The organism is Streptomyces sp. DSM 40868, assembly GCF_011820545.1.
GTDB lineage: Bacteria > Actinomycetota > Actinomycetes > Streptomycetales > Streptomycetaceae > Streptomyces > Streptomyces eurythermus.
The window spans coordinates 7176361-7195784 of record NZ_CP050504.1 but is presented as its reverse complement, the minus strand read 5'-3'; the positions used below and the strand labels follow the sequence as shown (position 1 = coordinate 7195784).

13 protein-coding genes and 1 tRNA gene are annotated in these 19424 nt (G+C 70.6%); 4 read left to right on the top strand and 10 right to left on the bottom strand.

Going from position 1 to position 19424, the window contains the following annotated elements; all coding sequences use genetic code 11:
• Positions 1–40: 40 nt before the first annotated feature.
• The 10 genes from HB370_RS32590 to HB370_RS32545 form a co-directional block, all read right to left on the bottom strand.
• Positions 41–1363 (bottom strand): MFS transporter, encoded by a 1323-nt coding sequence (locus HB370_RS32590; RefSeq protein ID WP_051816044.1) that lies wholly within the window; start codon positions 1361–1363, stop codon positions 41–43.
• Between the two features lie 202 nt (positions 1364–1565).
• Entirely contained in the window at positions 1566–3437 is a 1872-nt protein-coding gene (locus HB370_RS32585; RefSeq protein ID WP_030789043.1) for a discoidin domain-containing protein, read from the bottom strand.
• Between the two features lie 156 nt (positions 3438–3593).
• The gene (locus HB370_RS32580; RefSeq protein WP_030789046.1) at positions 3594–4958 is read right to left on the bottom strand and encodes a GH1 family beta-glucosidase; all 1365 of its coding nucleotides are present in this window, start codon (positions 4956–4958) and stop codon (positions 3594–3596) included.
• A 29-nt stretch (positions 4959–4987) separates the two neighbouring features.
• Complete coding sequence (locus HB370_RS32575; RefSeq protein ID WP_030789049.1) at positions 4988–5827, bottom strand: carbohydrate ABC transporter permease; 840 nt, start codon at positions 5825–5827, stop codon at positions 4988–4990.
• A gap of 55 nt (positions 5828–5882) precedes the next feature.
• Entirely contained in the window at positions 5883–6869 is a 987-nt protein-coding gene (locus HB370_RS32570) for a sugar ABC transporter permease (protein WP_030789052.1), read from the bottom strand.
• A gap of 8 nt (positions 6870–6877) precedes the next feature.
• A complete protein-coding gene (locus HB370_RS32565) occupies positions 6878–8194 on the bottom strand; it encodes a sugar ABC transporter substrate-binding protein (RefSeq protein WP_030789055.1) in 1317 nt (438 codons plus the stop codon).
• A 597-nt stretch (positions 8195–8791) separates the two neighbouring features.
• On the bottom strand, positions 8792–10030 hold the full coding sequence (locus HB370_RS32560) for an MFS transporter (RefSeq protein ID WP_078637702.1): 1239 nt from the start codon (positions 10028–10030) through the stop codon (positions 8792–8794).
• Positions 10031–10231: 201 nt separating this feature from the next.
• Positions 10232–10828, bottom strand: coding sequence for a TetR/AcrR family transcriptional regulator (locus HB370_RS32555; RefSeq protein ID WP_030789060.1), 597 nt, complete (start codon positions 10826–10828; stop codon positions 10232–10234).
• A 133-nt stretch (positions 10829–10961) separates the two neighbouring features.
• Positions 10962–12128, bottom strand: coding sequence for a serine hydrolase domain-containing protein (locus HB370_RS32550; RefSeq protein ID WP_030789063.1), 1167 nt, complete (start codon positions 12126–12128; stop codon positions 10962–10964).
• 204 nt (positions 12129–12332) lie between these two features.
• A tRNA-Leu gene (locus tag HB370_RS32545) sits at positions 12333–12420 on the bottom strand.
• 321 nt (positions 12421–12741) lie between these two features.
• Here HB370_RS32545 and HB370_RS32540 point away from each other — a divergent pair.
• The 4 genes from HB370_RS32540 (at position 12742) to HB370_RS32525 (ending at position 19410) form a co-directional block, all read left to right on the top strand.
• A complete protein-coding gene (locus HB370_RS32540) occupies positions 12742–14439 on the top strand; it encodes a thiamine pyrophosphate-binding protein (protein WP_030789066.1) in 1698 nt (565 codons plus the stop codon).
• Positions 14440–14450: 11 nt separating this feature from the next.
• Complete coding sequence (gene frc / locus HB370_RS32535) at positions 14451–15683, top strand: formyl-CoA transferase (RefSeq protein ID WP_030789069.1); 1233 nt, start codon at positions 14451–14453, stop codon at positions 15681–15683.
• Entirely contained in the window at positions 15684–17831 is a 2148-nt protein-coding gene (locus HB370_RS32530) for an acetate--CoA ligase family protein (protein WP_030789071.1), read from the top strand.
• A 169-nt stretch (positions 17832–18000) separates the two neighbouring features.
• Positions 18001–19410 carry an OFA family MFS transporter gene (locus HB370_RS32525; protein ID WP_030789074.1) on the top strand — a complete coding sequence of 470 codons (1410 nt, stop codon included), beginning with the start codon at positions 18001–18003 and terminating at the stop codon, positions 19408–19410.
• Positions 19411–19424: the final 14 nt, after the last annotated feature.

Genomic DNA, 19424 nt, shown 5'->3' with positions numbered 1-19424 from the left:
ACTCGTTTACTGAACACAAGGGCTCTAGGAAGTCAGAGTCTCATGACAACTGTCCAGTCAGGAGTTTGGGGTCCGACTGGTGACGCAGGCCACTTCCGACCTTCAGGACGAGCAGCCCGCCGCCGGACATCACCGCGCCGACCGTGACGAGGGCCCAACGGCTGTCACCGAACAGGTCGGTCATCCAGCCCATCCAGTAGGAACCCACGAACCCCGCGACATTGCCCAGGGTGTTGATGACCGCGATCCCGCTCGCGGCGGCGACACCGGCGAGGATCCCCGACGGCAGGGACCAGAAGGCCGGAAAGGCGGCCATGATCCCGATGGAACAGACGCACAGGCCGCCGTAGCCGAGCCAAGGGCTCTCGGTCAGCAGGGCGGAACCGGCCAGCACCACACCACCGAGGACCATCGGCAGGGCCGTGTAGCCGGGGGTCTGGCCGCCCCGGTCGCATCGCCGGCCCCAGATCACCATGGCGGCCGCACCCAGTGCGTAGGGCAGGGCGGTGAGCAGCGAGACACGCAGGTCGCTCTGGATGTCCAGGCTCTTCTTGATGATCTGCGGCATCCAGAATCCGAGACCGTAGAGGCCGAAGGCCAGGGCGAAGTAGACGACCGACAGGCCGAGCACCCGCTTGTCGCCCAGGGATTGCCGGACCGTCATCTCACGGCCGCGCCTGACGGCCGACTCCTCGGCGGCGAGGGTTGAGGTGATCCACGTGCGCTCGCCGGGCGTGAGCCAGGAGGCAGCCGCGGGGCGGTCGGGCAGCAGCCACAGCAGCATGACACCCAGAACGACCGACGGCAGACCTTCGATGACGAAGAGCCACTGCCAGCCCTGCAGGCCGGCCAGGCCGTGCAGTTTGAGCAGCAGCCCGGAGAGGGGGCTGCCGAGCGCGGAGGACAACGGTACGGCGATCATGAACTGAGCGGTCACGCGGGCGCGTTGGGCGGCGGGGAACCAGTAGGTCAGATAGAGGATCATGCCGGGGAAGAAGCCGGCTTCCGCGAGGCCCAGCAGCAGGCGCAACAGGTAGAAACTCTTCTCGCCCTGGATGAGCGCTCCGGCGGAGGCGACCACCCCCCAGGTCACCATGATCCGGCACATCCAGATCCGGGCGCCGACCTTGTGCAGCATGAGGTTGCTGGGGACTTCGAGTGAGACGTACCCGAGGAAGAGGAGGCCTGCCCCGAGGCCGTAGGCGCTGGCGGACAGGCCGATGCTCTCGTTCATCGTCAGTGACGCGACGCTCAGGTTGGTGCGGTCGAGATAGGCGAAGAAATAGCACAGCACCATCACCGGGATGAGCCGCCGCCCGGCCTTCCTGAGTGCGCTCTCACCGACGGCTCTGCTCTCATCCATGCTGCCTCCTCTGGGACGCGGCGTCCCGGCCACGGCCGAAGTCCCGGAGCAGGCGGATGTGCACGCGCCTCACCGTAGGACGCTTGCGCAAGAAAGGGCCGTCACGCCTGCCCGAGTGATCGGCGCAGGCCGCAACATACCAGTCATTCGTCCGCTTCTACACCCTGCTGTGTGACGCTCATGGAGCTCGCCCGCCGCCGGGTCAGCCCTTCTGCTCGACCCGTACCCAGTCGATCTCGGCCCGCACTCCGCCGGAGGCGACCTTGTCGACACTGGACTGGGGCAGCCCCCAGTAGGGTGCGGTGACCTTGTTCCAGCCGGCCGGGTAGGCGCCGCCGAGGGCGAGGTTCAGGATGACGTACTGATGGTGGTCGAAGACCCACTGGCCCCTTGTGGACTCCAGCTTGTTCCGGGTCGTCTCCTGGACCAGGCGGTCGTCCACGAAGAAGCGCAGTGCCGTCGGGGTCCATTCGACCGCGTAGGTGTGCCACTGGTCCGCGGTGCCGCCGCCGGGGTAGGTCTGGCGGGCGCCGATGTTGCCGTCCGCCGAGTAGCCGGGGCCGTGCAGGGCGGTGCTGGTCCAGTCCGGGTAGCCGATGTTCTCCATGATGTCGGTCTCGCCGGAGGCCGGCCAGGACACGGAGGGGTCGTCGACGTCGCTGCCGAGCAGCCAGAAGGCCGGCCAGAACCCGTCGCCGACCGGCAGCCTCATCCGGGCGCTGACCTTGCCGTAGGTGAAGTCGAAGTGGGTGTGGGTGTCGACGCGGCCGGAGGTGAGGTCGTAGGTCCCGCCGCCCGCCCGGGTGCAGCCCTTGCAGTACCCGGCCTTCAGCACCAGGCTGCCGTCGCGGGTGGCGACGGTGTCGGGCGAGTCGACGTACGCCTGGGACTCGCCGTTGACCGGGCCCATCTCGGTGCCGGTGCGCACCACCCGCCACTTGGAGCGGTCCAGGGCAGTGCCGGTGAAGTCGTCGAAGAAGGTGGTGCGGTAGCCGCCCGGCGGGTCGGCCGGGAGCGCCGGATACGCGGCCGAGGCGCTGCCGCCCGTGCCCCAGACCTGGAACTCGTAGAGCGAGTAGCCGAACTGGGCGGTGGCGGGCGCCGGGTTGTAGAAGGAGCGGCGCTCCTTGCCGAGCATGCGGACGTAGCGGCCCGTCACGGGCGTGGGCAGCCGGACCGAGTCGTGCACACCGGCCGCGTCGGACGGTGCCTTGACGTCGGAGCGGCGGGCGGCGATCTCGGCGGGCGAGGGTTCGTGAACCGTGCGCCAGGTGCGGTTGTCGTCGGACACCTGGAGGAGGTAGTCGACGGCGTAGGCCGACTCCCAGTAGAGGTCCACCGTGTCGATGGTGGACGGCGCGCCGAGGTCCACCGACACCCAGCGGTCCGCGTTCCAGTCGCTGGACCAGCGGCTGGCATCGCCCTTGAGGCTCGCCGGCCAGCCGCCGTCGGTGAGGAACGCCGGTGAATGGGCCGCGTCCTGGTAGTGGTTCGCGTATGCCGGATGGTGCAGGGCGAGGTTGGCGCGGGTGGTGGCGGCCGGGGCCGGCTCGCCGCCGTAGACCTTGAAGTTCCACAGCGAGTAGCCGTAGGGCGTGGCGCGTTCCAGGCCGCGCAGCCGGATGTAGCGGCCGGTGACCTCCTGGGGGTGGGTGTACGCGGTGACCGAGCCGCCGGTGCCGGCGGTCTCGGTGTAGAACGGCGTCCAGTCGGTGCCGTTCCTCGAGACCTCCAGGACGTAGCGCTTGCCGTAGGCGGCCTCCCAGTCGAGGGTGACGCGGTCGACCCGGAGCACGGCGCCGAGGTCGACGCGGATCCAGGCGTCGTCGGCGAAATTGCTGGACCAGCGGGTGGCCGCGTCGCCGTCGAAAGCCAGGCCGGGGCCGGTGCCGGCGTTCTCGCTGCCGGAGGCGGTGACGGCGGCCGGGTTCAGCGCGTAGGCGGCGGCCGCCCGGTCGGTGTCCCAGCCGACGGCGGCCGGGGCGGCGACGGCGGGGGCGGGCGCGGCCAGCAGCGGCCCCGAGGACAGCAGGGCGGTGGCGGCGAGGGCGGCGAGCAGGGTGCGGGATCGCATGCGGCTCTCCTTGTGGGGTGGAGGTGCACTCGGTGGTTTGTCGTGCGCATGACACACATGGGGTGCGGTGTGCCGGTGGACACGGACTCCCCTGCCGTGTCCACCGGCCGTCCGGGCCGGGCTCAGGCGGCCCGGCGCCTCGGGGTGCCCGGCGGGTCAGGCCGCCCGGCGGGTCAGGCCGCGGTGGGTGCGGACGAGGTCCGCGTACCGGCGGCCGCTGCCCTTGATCGTGCGGACCTGGGTGCGGTAGTCGACGTGGACCAGCCCGAACCGCTTGTCGTAGCCGTAGGCCCACTCGAAGTTGTCCAGCAGGGACCAGGCGAAGTAGCCGGCCAGCGGGGCGCCCTGGCGGACGGCGGCGGCGCAGGCCGCGAGGTGGCGCTCCAGGTAGTCCTGGCGTTCGGGGTCCGCCACGCTGCCGTCGGGGCGCACGACGTCCGGGAAGGCCGAGCCGTTCTCGGTGACGTACAGGGTGCGGGCGCCGTACTCCTCGGTGAGCCGGAGCAGCAGCGTCTCGATGCCCGAGGCGTCGACCTCCCAGTCCATGCCGGTGCGCGGGACGCCCTCGCGCCGGACGGAACGGGCGTACGGCGCCGGCCCCCCGGGGTCGTCGGCGACGTACTGCGGGAAGTAATAGTTCAGGCCGAGCCAGTCGAGCGGGGTCGCGATGGCCGCCAAGTCGGCGTCTTTCAAGGGCAGTTCGACGCCGTAGGTGTCCACCATGTCGGCGGGGAAGCCGCGGCCGTGCACGGGGTCGAGCCACCAGCGGTTGACATGGCCGTCGAGCCGGCGGGCCGCCGCCACGTCCTCGGGGCGGTCGGTGGCCGGGTGCACCGTGGAGAGGTTGTTGACGATCCCGACCCGGGCGCCGGGGGCGGCGGCGCGGACCGCCTGGGTGGCCAGGCCGTGGCCGAGGAGCAGATGGCTGGAGGCGCGGACGGCGGCGTTCAGGTCCGTCCAGCCGGGTGCCATGGTGCCTTCCAGGTGACCGATCCAGGCCGAACAGGAGGGCTCGTTGAGGGTGGTCCACAGCGTGACCCGGTCACCGAGGCGGCCGGCGACGACGGAGGCGTACTCGGCGAACGCCTGCGCGGTGTCACGCTCCGGCCAGCCGCCGCGGTCCTGGAGCACCTGGGGCAGGTCCCAGTGGTAGAGGGTGACGGACGGGGTGATGCCCGCCTCCAGCAGCGCGTCCACCAGCTCGTCGTAGAAGGCGAGGCCCTTGGCGTTGACCGGGCCGGTGCCGCCTGGGACCACCCGGGGCCAGGCCACGGAGAACCGGTAGGCGTTGACGCCGAGCCGGCGCATCAGGCCGATGTCCTCGCGCCAACGGTGGTAGTGGTCGCAGGCGACATCGCCGTTGTCGTCGTTGGCGATCTTCCCCGGGGTGTGCGAGAAGGTGTCCCAGATCGAGGGCGAACGGCCGTCCTCGGCCACGGCTCCCTCGATCTGGTACGCCGCGGTGGCCGTGCCCCACAGGAAGTCGGGCGGGAAGGCGGCGAGGTCGATGGGTTCGGACACGGAAGTCCCTTCGGGATCAGGGGTGGCGGTCACTTGACGGCGCCCGCCGTCAGGCCCGCGACGAGATAGCGCTGGAGCAGCAGGAACCCGGCCACCACGGGCACGCTGACGACCAGCGAGGCGGCCATGATCTGGTTCCAGTAGACGTCGTTGAGGGTGGAGTAGGCCTGGAGGCCGACGGCGAGGGTGCGGGTGGTGTCGTTGGTCATGACCGACGCGAAGAGCACCTCGCCCCAGGCGGTCATGAAGGCGTAGACGGCGACCGCGACGATGCCGGGGATCGCGGCCGGCACCACGATCCGCAGCAGCGCCTTCAGCGGGCCGCAGCCGTCCACCAGGGCCGCCTCGTCCAGGTCGCGCGGCACCGAGTCGAAGTACCCGATCAGCATCCAGATGGAGAACGGCAGCGAGAAGGTGAGATAGGTCAGGATCAGCCCGCCGCGCGAGCCGAACAGGGCGATGCCGGTGGCGTTGCCGATGTTGACGTAGAGCAGGAACAACGGCAGGAGGAAGAGGATGCCGGGGAACATCTGCGTCGACAGCACGGTCACCGTGAAGACGCGTTTGCCGCGGAAGTCGTAACGGCTGACGGCGTAGGCCGCGAAGACGGCGATGACGACCGAGCAGACGGTCGCCGCGCCCGCCACGATCAGCGAGTTCACGAAGTACCGCGCGAGCGGGACCGTCGACCAGATGTCGATGTACGGGCGGACGGTCAGCCCGCTGGGCAGCCAGCGGAACTCGCCGGTGACGTCCGCGAGCGGCTTCAGCGAACTGGAGACCATCACGTACACCGGGACCAGCACGAACCCGGCGAGCAGGGTGAGGAAGATCCGCCGGAACCACAGGAAGGACCGCGCCGGCGCCATGGGCGAGCGGGTGGCTGTCACCGGCGTGCGGGTGGGTGTCGCCGGCGTGCGGGTGCTAGACATCGGCGGCCCTCCGTCCGCGCGAGGTGAGCAGCAGATAGCCGCCCGTGACGACGAGCAGGAAGAGCAGCAGCAGGACGGACATGGCGGAGCCGGTGCCGAAGTTCCAGGTGACGAAGGACGACTGGTAGATGTGGACGGAGACGAGGTCGGCGGCCTCGGGCGCGGACTTGCCGAACAGCACGTACGGCGTGTTGAAGTCGTTGAACGTCCACAGGAACAGCACCAGGACGAGGACCTGGTTGACCGGGCGCAGCGAGGGCAGGGTGATGCGGCGGATCCGCTGCCACGTCCCGGCACCGTCCAGCGCGGCGGCCTCGTACAGTTCGCCGGGGATGTTCTGCAGCCCGGCGGTCACGATGAGGAAGGCGAACGGCCAGCCCTTCCACACCGAGACGGTCAGCAGGGCGTAGAAGCTGTTGTCGCCGATGAGCCAGAAGGAGGGCTTGTCGGTGAGGTGCAGCTGGTCGTGCAGGACGTGGTTCACCAGGCCGTTGTCGTGCTGGAACATGAACACCCAGGTGATGACGGCGGTGTAGACGGGCAGCGCGTACGGCACCAGGAACAGGGCGCGCAGCAGCCCGCGCCCGCGGAAGGCGTCCTGCATGAAGACCGCGGCGGCGGTGCCGATCAGCCAGCACAGGCCGACCGACAGCAGGGTGAAGCCGACGGTGACGAGGAAGGAGTGCAGCAGGGCCTCGCCCACGGGGGCGTCGAAGTCCACCGACACCTGGTAGTTGCCGAGGCCGGACCAGGGGGCGGTGCCCCAGTCGCGGATGTAGAACTGGGTCAGCTCCTTGAAGCTCATCACGACGCCGATGACCATCGGCACCAGATGGACGAGGAGTTCGAGCAGCAGGGCGGGCAGGAGCAGCAGATACGGCAGCGACAGGCGGCGCAGCCGTCCGGGGCGGCGGGGTGCGCGCGCCGCCACTCCGGACGGGGCCTGGCGCACCGGCTCCTTGAAGGCGGTGGTGGTCATCGTCGGGCTCACGCCGCCGGCATCTGCTGCTGGGCCTTGCGCAGCTTGGCCTCGACCGAACCGGTGGTCACCGGCCGCCCGGCGGCGGCGTCGGCGAACAGTTCCTTGACGGCCGTACCGACCGTCGTCTCGAACTGCGACTCGGACGGGACCTGCGGCAGCGCGGCGGCGCTGGTGGCCAGGGTGTTCTTCAGTACGGCGGTGTCCGGGGCGGCGAACGCGGGGTCCGCTTGCGCGGACTTCACCGGCGGGATGGCGCTGTAGGCCTTGTTGAGGATCTTCTGCTCCTCGTCGGACGTCATGAACTTCACGAACTCCTTGGCGCCGTCGAGGTTGTCGGTGTTCTTGAAGACGGCCATGTTGATGCCCATGACCGGCGAGTTGACCTGGGTGCCGCCGCCGGGCGTGCCGGAGATCACCGGCACGGGCGCGATGCCGTAGGAGTCCTCGCTCATCCCCTGGGACTTGAGGTTGGCGGAGGCGGTCTGCCACAGCAGCATCGCCTGCTTGCCCTTGGCGAAGTCGCTGACGGACTGGTTCTGCGCGTACTCGGCGTCACCGGCCGGGATGACCTTGTCCTCGGCCATCAGATCGACGTAGCTCTTGACCGCGTCGACCACCTTGGGGTTGGTGAAGTCGGGCTTGCCGTCGGCGGTGAAGAAGTCGGCGCCGTGCTGCTTGGCGAAGACGAAGACGTGGTGGATGTTCTCCGACAGGTTCGAACCCTCGGCGCCCAGCGGGGACTTGCCCTTGGCCTTGATCTTCCTGCCGGCCTCGATCAGTTCCGCCCAGGTGGCCGGGGGCTTGGAGACGCCGGCCTCGGCGAAGATCTTCTTGTTGTAGTAGAGGGCGTACGCCATCGAGTACAGCGGGACCGCGGCCGGGTCCTTGCCCTGGGCGCCGGTCGAGCCGAGCGCGGTCTCGGCGAACCGGTCGCGGCCGCCGATCGCGGCGAAGTTCTTCTCGTCCCAGGGCAGCAGTGCGCCGGTCGCCTGGAGGGAGGCGCTCCAGGTGTTGCCGATGTTCAGCACGTCCGGGCCCTGGCCCGACGTGGTGGCGGTCAGGATCCGGTTGAGCAGGTCCGACCAGGGCACGACCTCCAGCTCGACCTTGATCCCGGTTCGCTGCTCGAACTTGTCCAGCTCGGGCCGGAGCACCTTCTTGTCCGCCTCGATGCTGGCCCCCTGGTTGGACGCCCAGTACGTCAGCGTCTTCGGCGAGTCGTTGGACCCGCCGCCGGTGGCCGATCCGCCTCCGCAGGCCGTGGCCGCGAGGGCGAGTGACAGGGTGACGGCGCCTACGGCCGCGGCTCGGATGCTGCGCATGCGTCCCGGTGTCCCTTCGGGGGTTGCACTCATGACTTAATTTACGACGTGAGTTAATCCGCAGGGAGGGCGATCGTCAAGGGATTCGACAGGTGATCGTCAGGGAGTGCGGGCGCGCGGGACGGGCGGGGCCGGTGGGGCGGGCTGGGCCGTGAGGCCGGACCGAGGAGGTGGGCCGTTGAGGCCGGACCGGGGCTGGGCCGGTAGGAATCGCCCGGCGAGGCGTCGACGGCGGCCCGGCTAGGTGCCGGCGACGCATGTCAGCGGTCGGCCCGCGCGATCCCGCACCCGGCCAGCGCGATGCCGGCACCCGGCGCAACGCGATATCGGCACCCGGCTCGCACGATGCCGGTAGCCGCCCCGCGCGATGTCGCAGCCGGCCCCCGCGCGGACCCGGCACCCGGCACCCGGTCGCCGGCCAACGCAATGCCGACGTTCGGCCGAGCGAACTCCGGGCACGCGGTCCAGCACCACGCACAGCCGACCCGGCACGATGCCGACACCCCCTCCCCCCACCACGCCGACACCCAGTCCAGCGCGACGCCGACGGCCGGCCCGGCGTGATGTCGGCGCCCCGGACCGGCGTCCACCGACCGATCAGCCCTCGCGCACCGTTTCCCGCAGGCCTGTCACCTCTCCCCCAACCCCTGCCGCCGCTTCCTCGACAACCCCTGTCGGGACCGCCCCCATGCCGGCCGACGTCCCGCCGGTGCGGCGGAGTTCGGGCAGGACGGTGAGCAGTCCGACGGCGGCGAGGGCGGCGCCGAGCCAGAGCGGGGCGCGCAGGCTCCACAGGTCGATGGCGACGGCGCCGAGGGACGAGCCGAGGATGACGCCGAGCGTGATGAAGGAGGAGTGGACGGTGTTGACCAGCGGCCCGGCGTTGCCCGCGCGCTGCACCCGGGTGACCATCGCCGGGTTCATGGTGACGCCCACCAGACCGACGCCCAGCATGCAGACCACGGCGGGGGCGGGCACACCTGCGAAGACCGCGAAGCCGGTCAGGAAGAGCAGGCTGAGCACCAGGCCGATGGCGAGGACCGGCAGGGTGTACCGGTCGGCGAACCGCCCGACGACCGTGTTCCCGACGACGGTGGCGGCGCCGTAGGCGATCAGCAGCAGCGGGACGGTGCCCGCGGAGAAGCCGGTGAGACCGGTGAGGATGGGGTTGAAGTAGCTGAAGGCGGAGAAGGTGGCGCCGATGATCAGCGTGCTGGTGGCCAGCGCCAGCCACAGACGGGGCCGGGCGAAGACACCGGCCTCGGCGCGCAGACCCCCGCTCGGGGCCGCGGCGAGGCGCGGCACGCCGACGGCGGTGGCCGCGGCGGCGGCCAGGGCGAGCGCCGAGACGGCCCAGAACGCGGCGCGCCAGCCGAGCCGTTCGCCGATCAGGGTGGACAGCGGGAGTCCGAGCAGCGTGCCGAGCATCAGCCCGTTCATGGCCACGGCGATGGCCCGGCCCCGGATCTCGGGCCGGGTGAGCCGGGCGCACAGCGAGATGGCGACGCCGAAGAAGGCCTGGGAGGCGACACCGGTCACGATACGGGCGACGAGCATGGTGCCGTAACCGGTCGCGGTGGCGGCGAGTACGTTGCCGGCCAGGAAGACGGCGAACAGCACCAGCAGGGCGGTGCGGGGCGGGAGTTTCATCACCGCCACGGTGAGCACCGGGCCGCCGAGGGCCATGGCGGCGGCGAACGCGGTGATGAGATAGCCGATCTGCGGAACGGTGGCGTGCAGGCCGGCGGCCATCTGCGGCATCAGGCCGGCGACCGCGAACTCGCTGGTCACCATGGCGAAGATGCCGAGCGCCAGGACGTAGACGGCACGGGGCACGGTGGTTGCTCCTTCGGGTACGGACCCGCACTGAACGGCGGGCGACTCAGTTACGTACTGATCTGTCCAAAACACAGACACGCGAGGGTCATGCAGGGAATTTTGGATAGATCAGTTCAAAAATAGGTCAGCGGGAAGGCTCACGACGCGCCACAGCCCTCCCCGCCGACCCGGCGGACGGGGCCCGACAGCCCGCCGGGGTCAGGCGGTCAGCGCGTCGAGGGCGATCGCGGCGATGGCGTCCAGCGCGGCCCGGTCGGCGCCGCCCTGGGCGGAGACACGCAGGCCCGCGATGGTGGCGTTGAGGAACCGGGCCAGGTCGCCCGCGTCCCGGGAGGAGGTGATGCTGCCGTCACGCCGGCCGGCCTCGACGACGGCGCGCAGGGCGTCCAGCCGATGGGCCGTGTCGCGCTCGAGCATCCCGGCCGCGACGGCGTCGCGTCCGGCGAGTTCGATGGTGGTGTTCACACCGAGACAGCCCAGGCTGCGACCGGTGGGCCGGTTCTCGGCGTCACCGTCGAGCACCCGGGCGAACAGGGCGCGGATCCGGTCGGCGCCACTGAGTCCCGGATCCTCCAGCACGGCCAGCTGACCCGCGTTCATGGTGGTCATGTAGCGGTCCAGGACGCGCTGGAACAGGGCGCGCTTGCTCTTGAAGGTGTTGTAGATGCTGCTGCGCCCCAGTCCGGTGGCGGCACACAGATCCTCGGTGGAGGTGGCCTCATACCCCTTCCGCCAGAAGGTCCGCATCGCCGCGTCCAGAGCCTGCTCTTCGTCGAACGTCCTCGGTCGGGCCATACCCGGAGCCTACGTTTTTGGACCATCCATTGCAATACCGCCCCGGCTCTTGGGTCCGAACGTTCGGCACTCACCCGGCTCACGGGTGCGGGGCGGTCGTGGCCGCACCCGGACGCCGATCAACGGCGTCGGGTCAGCCGCAGAACTCCGCTTCGACGGCTGCCTGTTCAAGTGCCGGATCACCCCAGTCGCTGTTCCGGTTGAGCGTGAAGACGTGCTCGCCGTCGGTGGTGGCCGCCGTCCGGGTCAGGGAACCGGGGACTTCGCTCGAGTGCCCCCAGACCTTCACACCGCATGCCTTGAGCGTCTGTGACCTGATCCCTAGGCCGTACGTCCGGCCGCCCCCCAGGTCGTAGCCGGTGAACATCTCCTGCTGCTGGACCGGAGGGAGGAGCTTGCCGCGCAGGAGGGCACGGATGAAGGTGTTCAGGTCGCGAGTGGTTGAAATGATCTCGCCGGAGGCCCCGGAGACCGAAGGGTTGAAGTCGGTGACGTCGTGAACCCGAGCGGCAGGGTCGTCCACGTAGAGCTTGGAGTAGTGCCGCCCATGCGGGCCGGGCACCGACGACGACGTGCCGGGAACCGTGGTCCCGCGCAGGCCGAGGGGTCTGATGATGCGCCGTTCCACTTCGGTGGCGTAGCTGTTGCCCGTGGCCTTCTCGATGACCATGCCGGCCAGGATGTAGTTGGTGTTGGAGTAGGACCAGCCGTCGCCGGGATCGAACAGCGGCTCGTGGGCAAGGCCGGTCCGCACCAGTTCCTCCGGCGTGGCGCCGTCGTACCGGTGGGAGAGGAACGCCGGTCCGGTGAACTTGGCGCGGAATCCGTCGTCGTCGATGTAGTCGTACAGCCCGCTGGTGTGCTGGAGCAGCCGGCGCAGGGTGATCCGGCGCCCGTCATTGCCGTTGCCGCGCACCAGGCCGGGCAGCCACTTGTCCACCGTGTCGTCGATCGACAGGCCGTACGCGGGCTCGGCGGCGAGCTGGAGCACGACGGTGGCGATGAAGGGCTTGGTCAGACTACCGATACGGAACCGGTCCCGCGGCAGGCGCGGGCGGCCGGTGCGAAGATCCGCCACACCGGAAGTGCCATGCCAGACCTCGCCCGCGCGGTCGGCCCTGGCCAGGACACCGGGCGTTCCTCCACGAGTGATCGCGTCGAGGGCGTCCTGCGTCGCGGAGTGAGTGGAGTGGTGTGAGGTGGCGCGCGGTGCGGCGGAGGCCGGGACGGCCGCGGTCACGGCCACCGCTCCCGCCAGAGCGACGGCGACCAGAGTGCGGGGTAAGGCGTGCGTGGGCATGTGAGGTTCCCCATCCCTAGCCGGATTCGGTATCCAGGAGGACTCCTGACCACCGCGGCAGGTTGACCGTCTGCCGCCGCCCCCCCCCCCTGACGGAACCGGAAACGCTCCCGGGAGACCGCTGCGCAGAGACGGAAGGTCACGTGGTCGGTCACGTCACAGCCGGAGAAACAGAAAGACCCCAGGTGAACTGGGGTCTTCCGCTGGTGTCCGAGGGGGGACTTGAACCCCCACGCCCGATAAAGGGCACTAGCACCTCAAGCTAGCGCGTCTGCCATTCCGCCACCCGGACCAGGTGTCTGCCGCCTTGCGGGGCGTGTTCCCCGCGGCGACATGGACAACAATACCAAGGTTTCGGAGTGCGTTTCACCTGCGTATCCACCGCGGGGCGACAGCCGGAAACGCTCCCACCTGCGCGGTACGCCCGTCCCGCACGGTCGGTGAGAGCGAACGCACCCTGCGCGACGGACCGGAATCCGTCGAGCGCGGCGGCCGAAAGTGCCTGCGCCCCCTGGACACCGCCCGCCGGATGAGGGATAACGAGTCCATACAGTATTCGTCGACTGTATGCAATGTGCTGTATGCACACCTCGGCAAGGGAGAGGACCTCGCCATGCCCCAAACCCAGGACGCCCATCCCGCCCAGGACCTGATCTCCGGCGGCCATCTCGTCGCCAAGGCGCTGAAGGCCGAAGGCGTCGACCGCGTCTACACCCTGTGCGGCGGCCACATCATCGACATCTACGACGGCTGCGTGGACGAGGGGATAGAGGTCGTCGACGTACGCCACGAGCAGGTCGCCGCGCACGCCGCCGACGGGTACGCCCGGATCACCGGCAAACCGGGCTGCGCCGTGGTCACCGCCGGCCCCGGCACGACCGACGCCGTCACCGGGGTCGCCAACGCCTTCCGCGCCGAGTCCCCGATGCTGCTCATCGGCGGCCAGGGCGCGCTCAGCCAGCACAGGATGGGGTCCCTCCAGGACCTGCCGCACGTCGACATGATGACGCCGATCACCAAGTTCGCGGCGACCGTGCCGGACACCACCCGCGCCGCGGACATGGTGTCGATGGCCTTCCGCGAGTGCTACCACGGCGCCCCCGGCCCCTCCTTCCTGGAGATCCCCCGGGACGTCCTCGACGCCAAGGTGCCGCGCGAGCAGGCCCGGGTGCCCCGGGCCGGCGCCTACCGGGCCTCCACCCGCTCGGCCGGCGACCCGGAGGCGGTCGAACGGCTCGCCGACCTGCTGGTGCACGCCCGCAAACCCGCCGTCCTGCTGGGCAGCCAGGTGTGGACGACCCGCGGCACCGAGGCCGCCGTCGAACTGGTGCGCACCCTGAACATCCCGGCGTACATGAACGGCGCCGGGCGCGGCACCCTGCCGCCCGGCGACCCGCACCACTTCCAGCTCTCCCGCCGGTACGCCTTCTCGCACGCCGACGTCATCGTGATCGTCGGCACCCCGTTCGACTTCCGCATGGGCTACGGCAGGCGCCTCTCCCCCACCGCCACGGTCGTGCAGATCGACCTCGACTACCGGACGGTGGGCAAGAACCGCGACATCGGCCTCGGGATCGTCGGCGACGCCTCACTGGTGCTGAGTGCCGTCACCCAGGCCGCGTCCGGGCGGACCGACGGCGGGGCCGTGCGGCGCAAGGAGTGGCTGGACGAGCTGCGCGCGGTGGAGCAGGCGGCCCTCGGCAAGCGGCTGCCGCAGCTCAGGTCGGACGCCTCGCCCATCCATCCGTACCGGCTGGTCAGCGAGATCAACGACTTCCTCACCGAGGACTCGGTCTACATCGGCGACGGCGGCGACATCGTCACCTTCTCCGGGCAGGTCGTCCAGCCCAAGTCGCCCGGCCACTGGATGGACCCGGGCCCGCTCGGCACCCTCGGCGTCGGCATCCCCTTCGTGCTCGCCGCCAAGCAGGCCCGTCCGGACAAGGAGGTGGTCGCGCTCTTCGGTGACGGCGCCTTCTCGCTGACCGGGTGGGACTTCGAGACCCTCGTCCGCTACGACCTGCCGTTCGTCGGCATCGTCGGCAACAACTCCTCCATGAACCAGATCCGTTACGGCCAGGCCGCCAAGTACGGCAAGGACCGCGAGCGGGTCGGCAACACCCTCGGCGACGTGCCGTACGACCAGTTCGCGCGGATCCTGGGCGGTTACGGCGAGGAGGTCCGCGACCCGGCCGACATCGGCCCCGCCCTGCGCCGGGCCCGCGAGTCCGGGAAGCCGTCGCTGATCAACGTCTGGGTCGACCCGGACGCGTACGCCCCCGGAACCATGAACCAGACGATGTACAAGTGAGGTGAACGCCCATGACCGCCAAGGCTCTTGAGGGCATTCGCGTCCTCGACATGACCCACGTCCAGTCCGGGCCGTCCGCCACCCAGCTGCTGGCCTGGCTCGGCGCGGACGTCGTCAAGCTGGAGGCACCGACCGGTGACATCACCCGCAGGCAGCTGCGGGACCTGCCGGACGCCGACTCGCTGTACTTCACGATGCTCAACTGCAACAAGCGCAGCATCACGCTGAACACCAAGACCGAGCGCGGCAAGGAGATCCTCACCGAGCTGATCCGCCGCTCGGACGTCATGGTCGAGAACTTCGGGCCGGGCGCCGTCGACCGGATGGGCTTCGGCTGGGAACGCGTCCGGGAGATCAACCCGCGGATCGTCTACGCCTCCATCAAGGGGTTCGGGGACGGCCCGTACACCCGGTTCAAGGCCTACGAGGTCGTCGCGCAGGCCATGGGCGGGTCGATGGCGACCACCGGTTTCGAGGACGGGCCGCCGCTGGCGACGGGAGCCCAGATCGGGGACTCGGGGACGGGGGTGCACGCCGTCGCCGGGATCCTCGCGGCCCTGTTCCAGCGGGAGCGGACCGGGCGCGGCCAGCGGGTCAACGTGGCCATGCAGCACGCCGTGCTCAATCTGTGCCGGGTGAAGCTGCGCGACCAGCAGCGGCTGGCGCACGGGCCGCTGGCCGAATACCCCAACGAGGACTTCGGCGAGGAGGTCCCCCGCTCGGGGAACGCCTCCGGCGGCGGTCAGCCGGGCTGGGCGGTCAAGTGCGCGCCGGGCGGCCCGAACGACTATGTGTACGTCATCGTGCAGCCCGTCGGCTGGCGGCCGATCACCGGGCTCATCGGCCGGCCGGAGCTCGCCGACGACCCCGAGTGGGCCACGCCGGAGGCCCGGCTGCCGAAGCTGAACAAGATGTTCCAGCTGATCGAGGAGTGGTCGGCCACGCTGCCCAAGTGGGAGGTGCTGGAGCGGCTGACCGCACACGACATCCCGTGCGGGCCGATCCTGTCCACCAAGGAGATCATCGAGGACGCCTCGCTGGCCGCCGACGGCATGGTGGTCCGCGTCCCGCACCCCGAGCGCGGCGAGTTCGTCACCGTCGGCAGCCCGATCAAGCTCTCCGACTCCCCCGTGGAGGTGACCTCCTCGCCCCTGCTCGGCGAGCACAACGAAGAGGTCTACGCCGGCGAACTGGGCCTCGGTGACGAAGAGTTGCGGCTGCTGAAATCGGACGGGGTGATCTGAGTGCGGGACGAGGAGCGGGTGGCCCGGGTGCGGGCGCTGCTGGAGTCGGTGCGGGCCGAGGGCCGTACCGCGCTGACCGCACCCGAGGGCAGGGTGGTCGCCGACGCCTACGGGATCGCCGTGCCGGGCGAGGAACTGGCCAGGGACGTGGACGAGGCGGTGGCCGCGGCGGCGCGGCTGGACGGGCCGGTGGTGCTGAAGATCGTCTCGCCGGACATCCTGCACAAGACCGAGGCCGGCGGGGTCGTCGTGGGGGTGGCGGGCGCGGACCGGGTGCGGGCCGCGTTCCACGAGATCGTCGGCAACGCGCGCGCCTACGACGCCGGGGCCCGTATCGAGGGCGTGCTGGTGCAGGAGTTGCTGCCGGCGGGCCAGGAGGTCATCGTCGGCGCGGTCACCGATCCGGCCTTCGGGAAGGTGGTGGCGTTCGGGCTGGGCGGGGTGCTGGTGGAGGTGCTGAGGGATGTGACGTTCCGCCTCGCTCCGGTCTCTGCGGACGAGGCGCTGTCGATGCTCGACTCCATCCGGGCGGCCCAGGTCCTGCGCGGGGTCCGCGGCCGGGCCGGGGTGGACCGGTGGGCGGTGGCCGAGCAGATCCGGCGGGTGTCCCGACTGGTCGCGGACTTCCCCGAGATCGGGGAGGTGGACCTCAATCCGGTGATCGCCACGGACCGGGGCGCGGTCGCCGCCGACATCCGGATCATCCTCGCCGAGCAGCGGCCGGTCCCCCGGCGGACGTACGGCCGCGAGGAGATCCTCGCCTCGATGCGCCGGCTGATGAGGCCGCACTCGGTCGCCGTGATCGGTGCCTCCAACGAGCCCGGGAAGATCGGCAATTCGGTGCTGCGCAACCTCCTCGACGGCGGGTTCGCCGGTGACATCCACCCGGTGAATCCCCGGGCCGACGACATCCTGGGCCGCAAGGCGTACAAGAGCGTCGCCGATGTGCCCGGCGAGGTGGACGTGGCCGTCTTCGCCATCCCGGCCCGGTTCGTGGCCGCGGCGCTGGAGGAGGTGGGACGCAAGGGCATCCCCAACGCCGTGCTCATCCCGTCCGGGTTCGCGGAGACCGGCGAACACGCACTCCAGGCGGAGCTGGTGGAGATCGCCGAGCGGTACGGCGTACGCCTGCTCGGCCCGAACATCTACGGCTACTACTCCACCTGGCAGGACCTGTGCGCCACGTTCTGCACGCCGTACGACGTCAAGGGCCCGGTGGCGCTCACCTCGCAGTCCGGCGGCATCGGCATGGCCGTCCTCGGCTTCGCGCGCACCACGCGGACGGGCGTGTCGGCGATCGTCGGCCTCGGCAACAAGGCCGACCTGGACGAGGACGACCTGCTGACCTGGTTCGGCGAGGATCCGCACACCGAGTGCGTCGCCATGCACCTCGAGGACCTCAAGGACGGGCGGGCGTTCGTGGCGGCGGCCCGCGAGGTCGTGCCGAGGAAGCCGGTGGTGGTGCTGAAGGCGGGCCGTACCGCGGCGGGCGCGCGGGCGGCCGGCTCGCACACCGGGGCGCTCGCGGGCGACGACGCGGTCTACGACGACATCCTCCGGCAGGCCGGGGTGATCCGGGCGCCGGGCCTGGAGGACCTGCTGGAGTACGCGCGCGCGTTGCCGGTGCTGCCCGCCCCGCAAGGCGACAACGTCGTCATCATCACCGGCGCGGGCGGCAGCGGGGTGCTGCTGTCGGACGCGGTGGCGGACAACGGGCTGTCGCTGATGGAGATCCCGCCCGACCTGGACGAGGCGTTCCGCCGGTTCATCCCGCCGTTCGGCGCGGCCGGCAACCCGGTCGACATCACCGGGGGCGAGCCGCCGGCGACGTACGAGGCGACGATCCGGCTGGGACTCGCGGACCCGCGCGTGCACGCGCTGGTGCTGGGCTACTGGCACACCATCGTCACCCCGCCGATGGTGTTCGCCGAGCTGACCGCGCGCGTGGTGGCCGAGTTCCGCGAACGCGGCGTCGAGAAGCCGGTGGTGGCCTCCCTCGCCGGTGACGTGGAGGTCGAGGAGGCCTGCCGGTACCTGTTCGAGCGGGGGGTCGTGGCGTATCCGTACACGACCGAGAAGCCGGTGGCCGTGCTCGGCGCCAAGTACCGGTGGGCGCGGGCGGCCGGCCTGCTGCCCGGCGGTTCATGAGGTGACCGGCCGGCGGTCGCGGGCCTGAGGGCGCGTCCCACCGGCCCCGCCCCCTCCGCTCGCCCCACCCGCCTCCCTCCTCTTCACGTACGGCGCCGGGCACCGCCCCGTGCCCGGCGCACCGTCCGTCCTCCATCCGTTCCCCCCACCGGCGAGGAGCTGGCCTGACATGACGTCAGATCACATGAAGACACGGCGGAACCCGGCCGAACCGGACCGGCCGCACCACGCCTACCGCGAGGTGACCGACGCCCGCGGCCGGGTCTACCGCGTCGGCGAGACGGACCGGGACATCCTCGGTCACTCCCGCAAGCTCATGGTGTACCTGCCCTGGCTCTCCATGATGGCCATCAGTGTCTCGGAGTACGCCTACGGCTCCGCCGAGGACACCTTGTCCGCGGCCCACGGCTGGACCCAGAGCGACACCTTCTGGATCCTGAGCGTCTGGATCTTCTTCCAGGCGGGCATCGCGTTCCCGGCCGGCTGGCTGCGCGAGCGGGGCCTGCTCACGGCGCGCCGGGCGATGTACCTCGGCGCCGTGATGTGTCTGCTCGGCTTCCTGGCCCTGGCCCACCTGCGCGACGTCCTGCCGGCGATCGTGGGCTTCGGTGTCGTGGGCGGGGTCGGTTCCGGGCTGATCTACGCGACGTGCATCAACATGGTCGGCAAGTGGTTCCCGGAGCGGCGCGGGGCGAAGACCGGCTTCGTCAACGGGGGCTTCGCCTACGGCTCGCTGCCCTTCATCTTCATCTTCAACTACGCGTTCGACACCGGGGATTACGACCGGGTGCTCGATCTGATCGGCGTCTACGTGCTGATCGTGGTCGCGGTCTGCGCGTTCTTCTTCCAGGACCCGCCGAAGAACTGGTGGCCCGCCGACGTGGCCCCGCCGACCGGCCCGGTGAACGGCGCGAGCGCCGCGAGCCTGGCCAAGAACCCGCCGGCGGTACGCCAGTTCACGCCCGCGGAGGCCGTGCGGACCGGGATGCTGCCGCTGATGTGGGTCATGGTCGTGATGACGGCCGGGGTGTCGATCTTCGGGATCTCCTTCCAGGTCGACTTCGCCAAGGAGGTCGGCTTCGGTCCCCTGGTCGCGGCCTCCTCGATGGGGGTCATGGCCGTCATCAACGGCATCGGCCGCGCGGTGGTGGGCTGGCTGTCGGACCTGTGGGGCCGCAGGACGACGCTGGTGTTCGTCATCGTGGTGCTGGGGCTCGCCCAGTTCGGCGTCATCTGGGCCGGCGAGGCGAAGAACCAGTGGCTGTTCCTGTTCTTCGCCTTCCTCTCCGGCTTCGGCGGCGGCGCGTTCTACCCCTTGTTCGCGGCGCTGACCCCGGACTACTTCGGGGAGAACTACAACGCCACCAACTACGGCCTGGTGTACAGCGGCAAGCTGATCAGCGGGCTGTTCGGCGGCGGCCTCGGTTCCATGGTGGTCGGCGCCTGGGGCTACGACGGTGCCTACGCGCTGGCCGGCGGTGTCTCGATGGTGGCGGCGGCGCTGGCCCTGCTGCTGCGGCAGCCGGGCCGGGGCGACACGGACCGGGTGCCGGCCCCGGCGCCGCGTCCGGCCACCTGACGGCCCACCCGTTC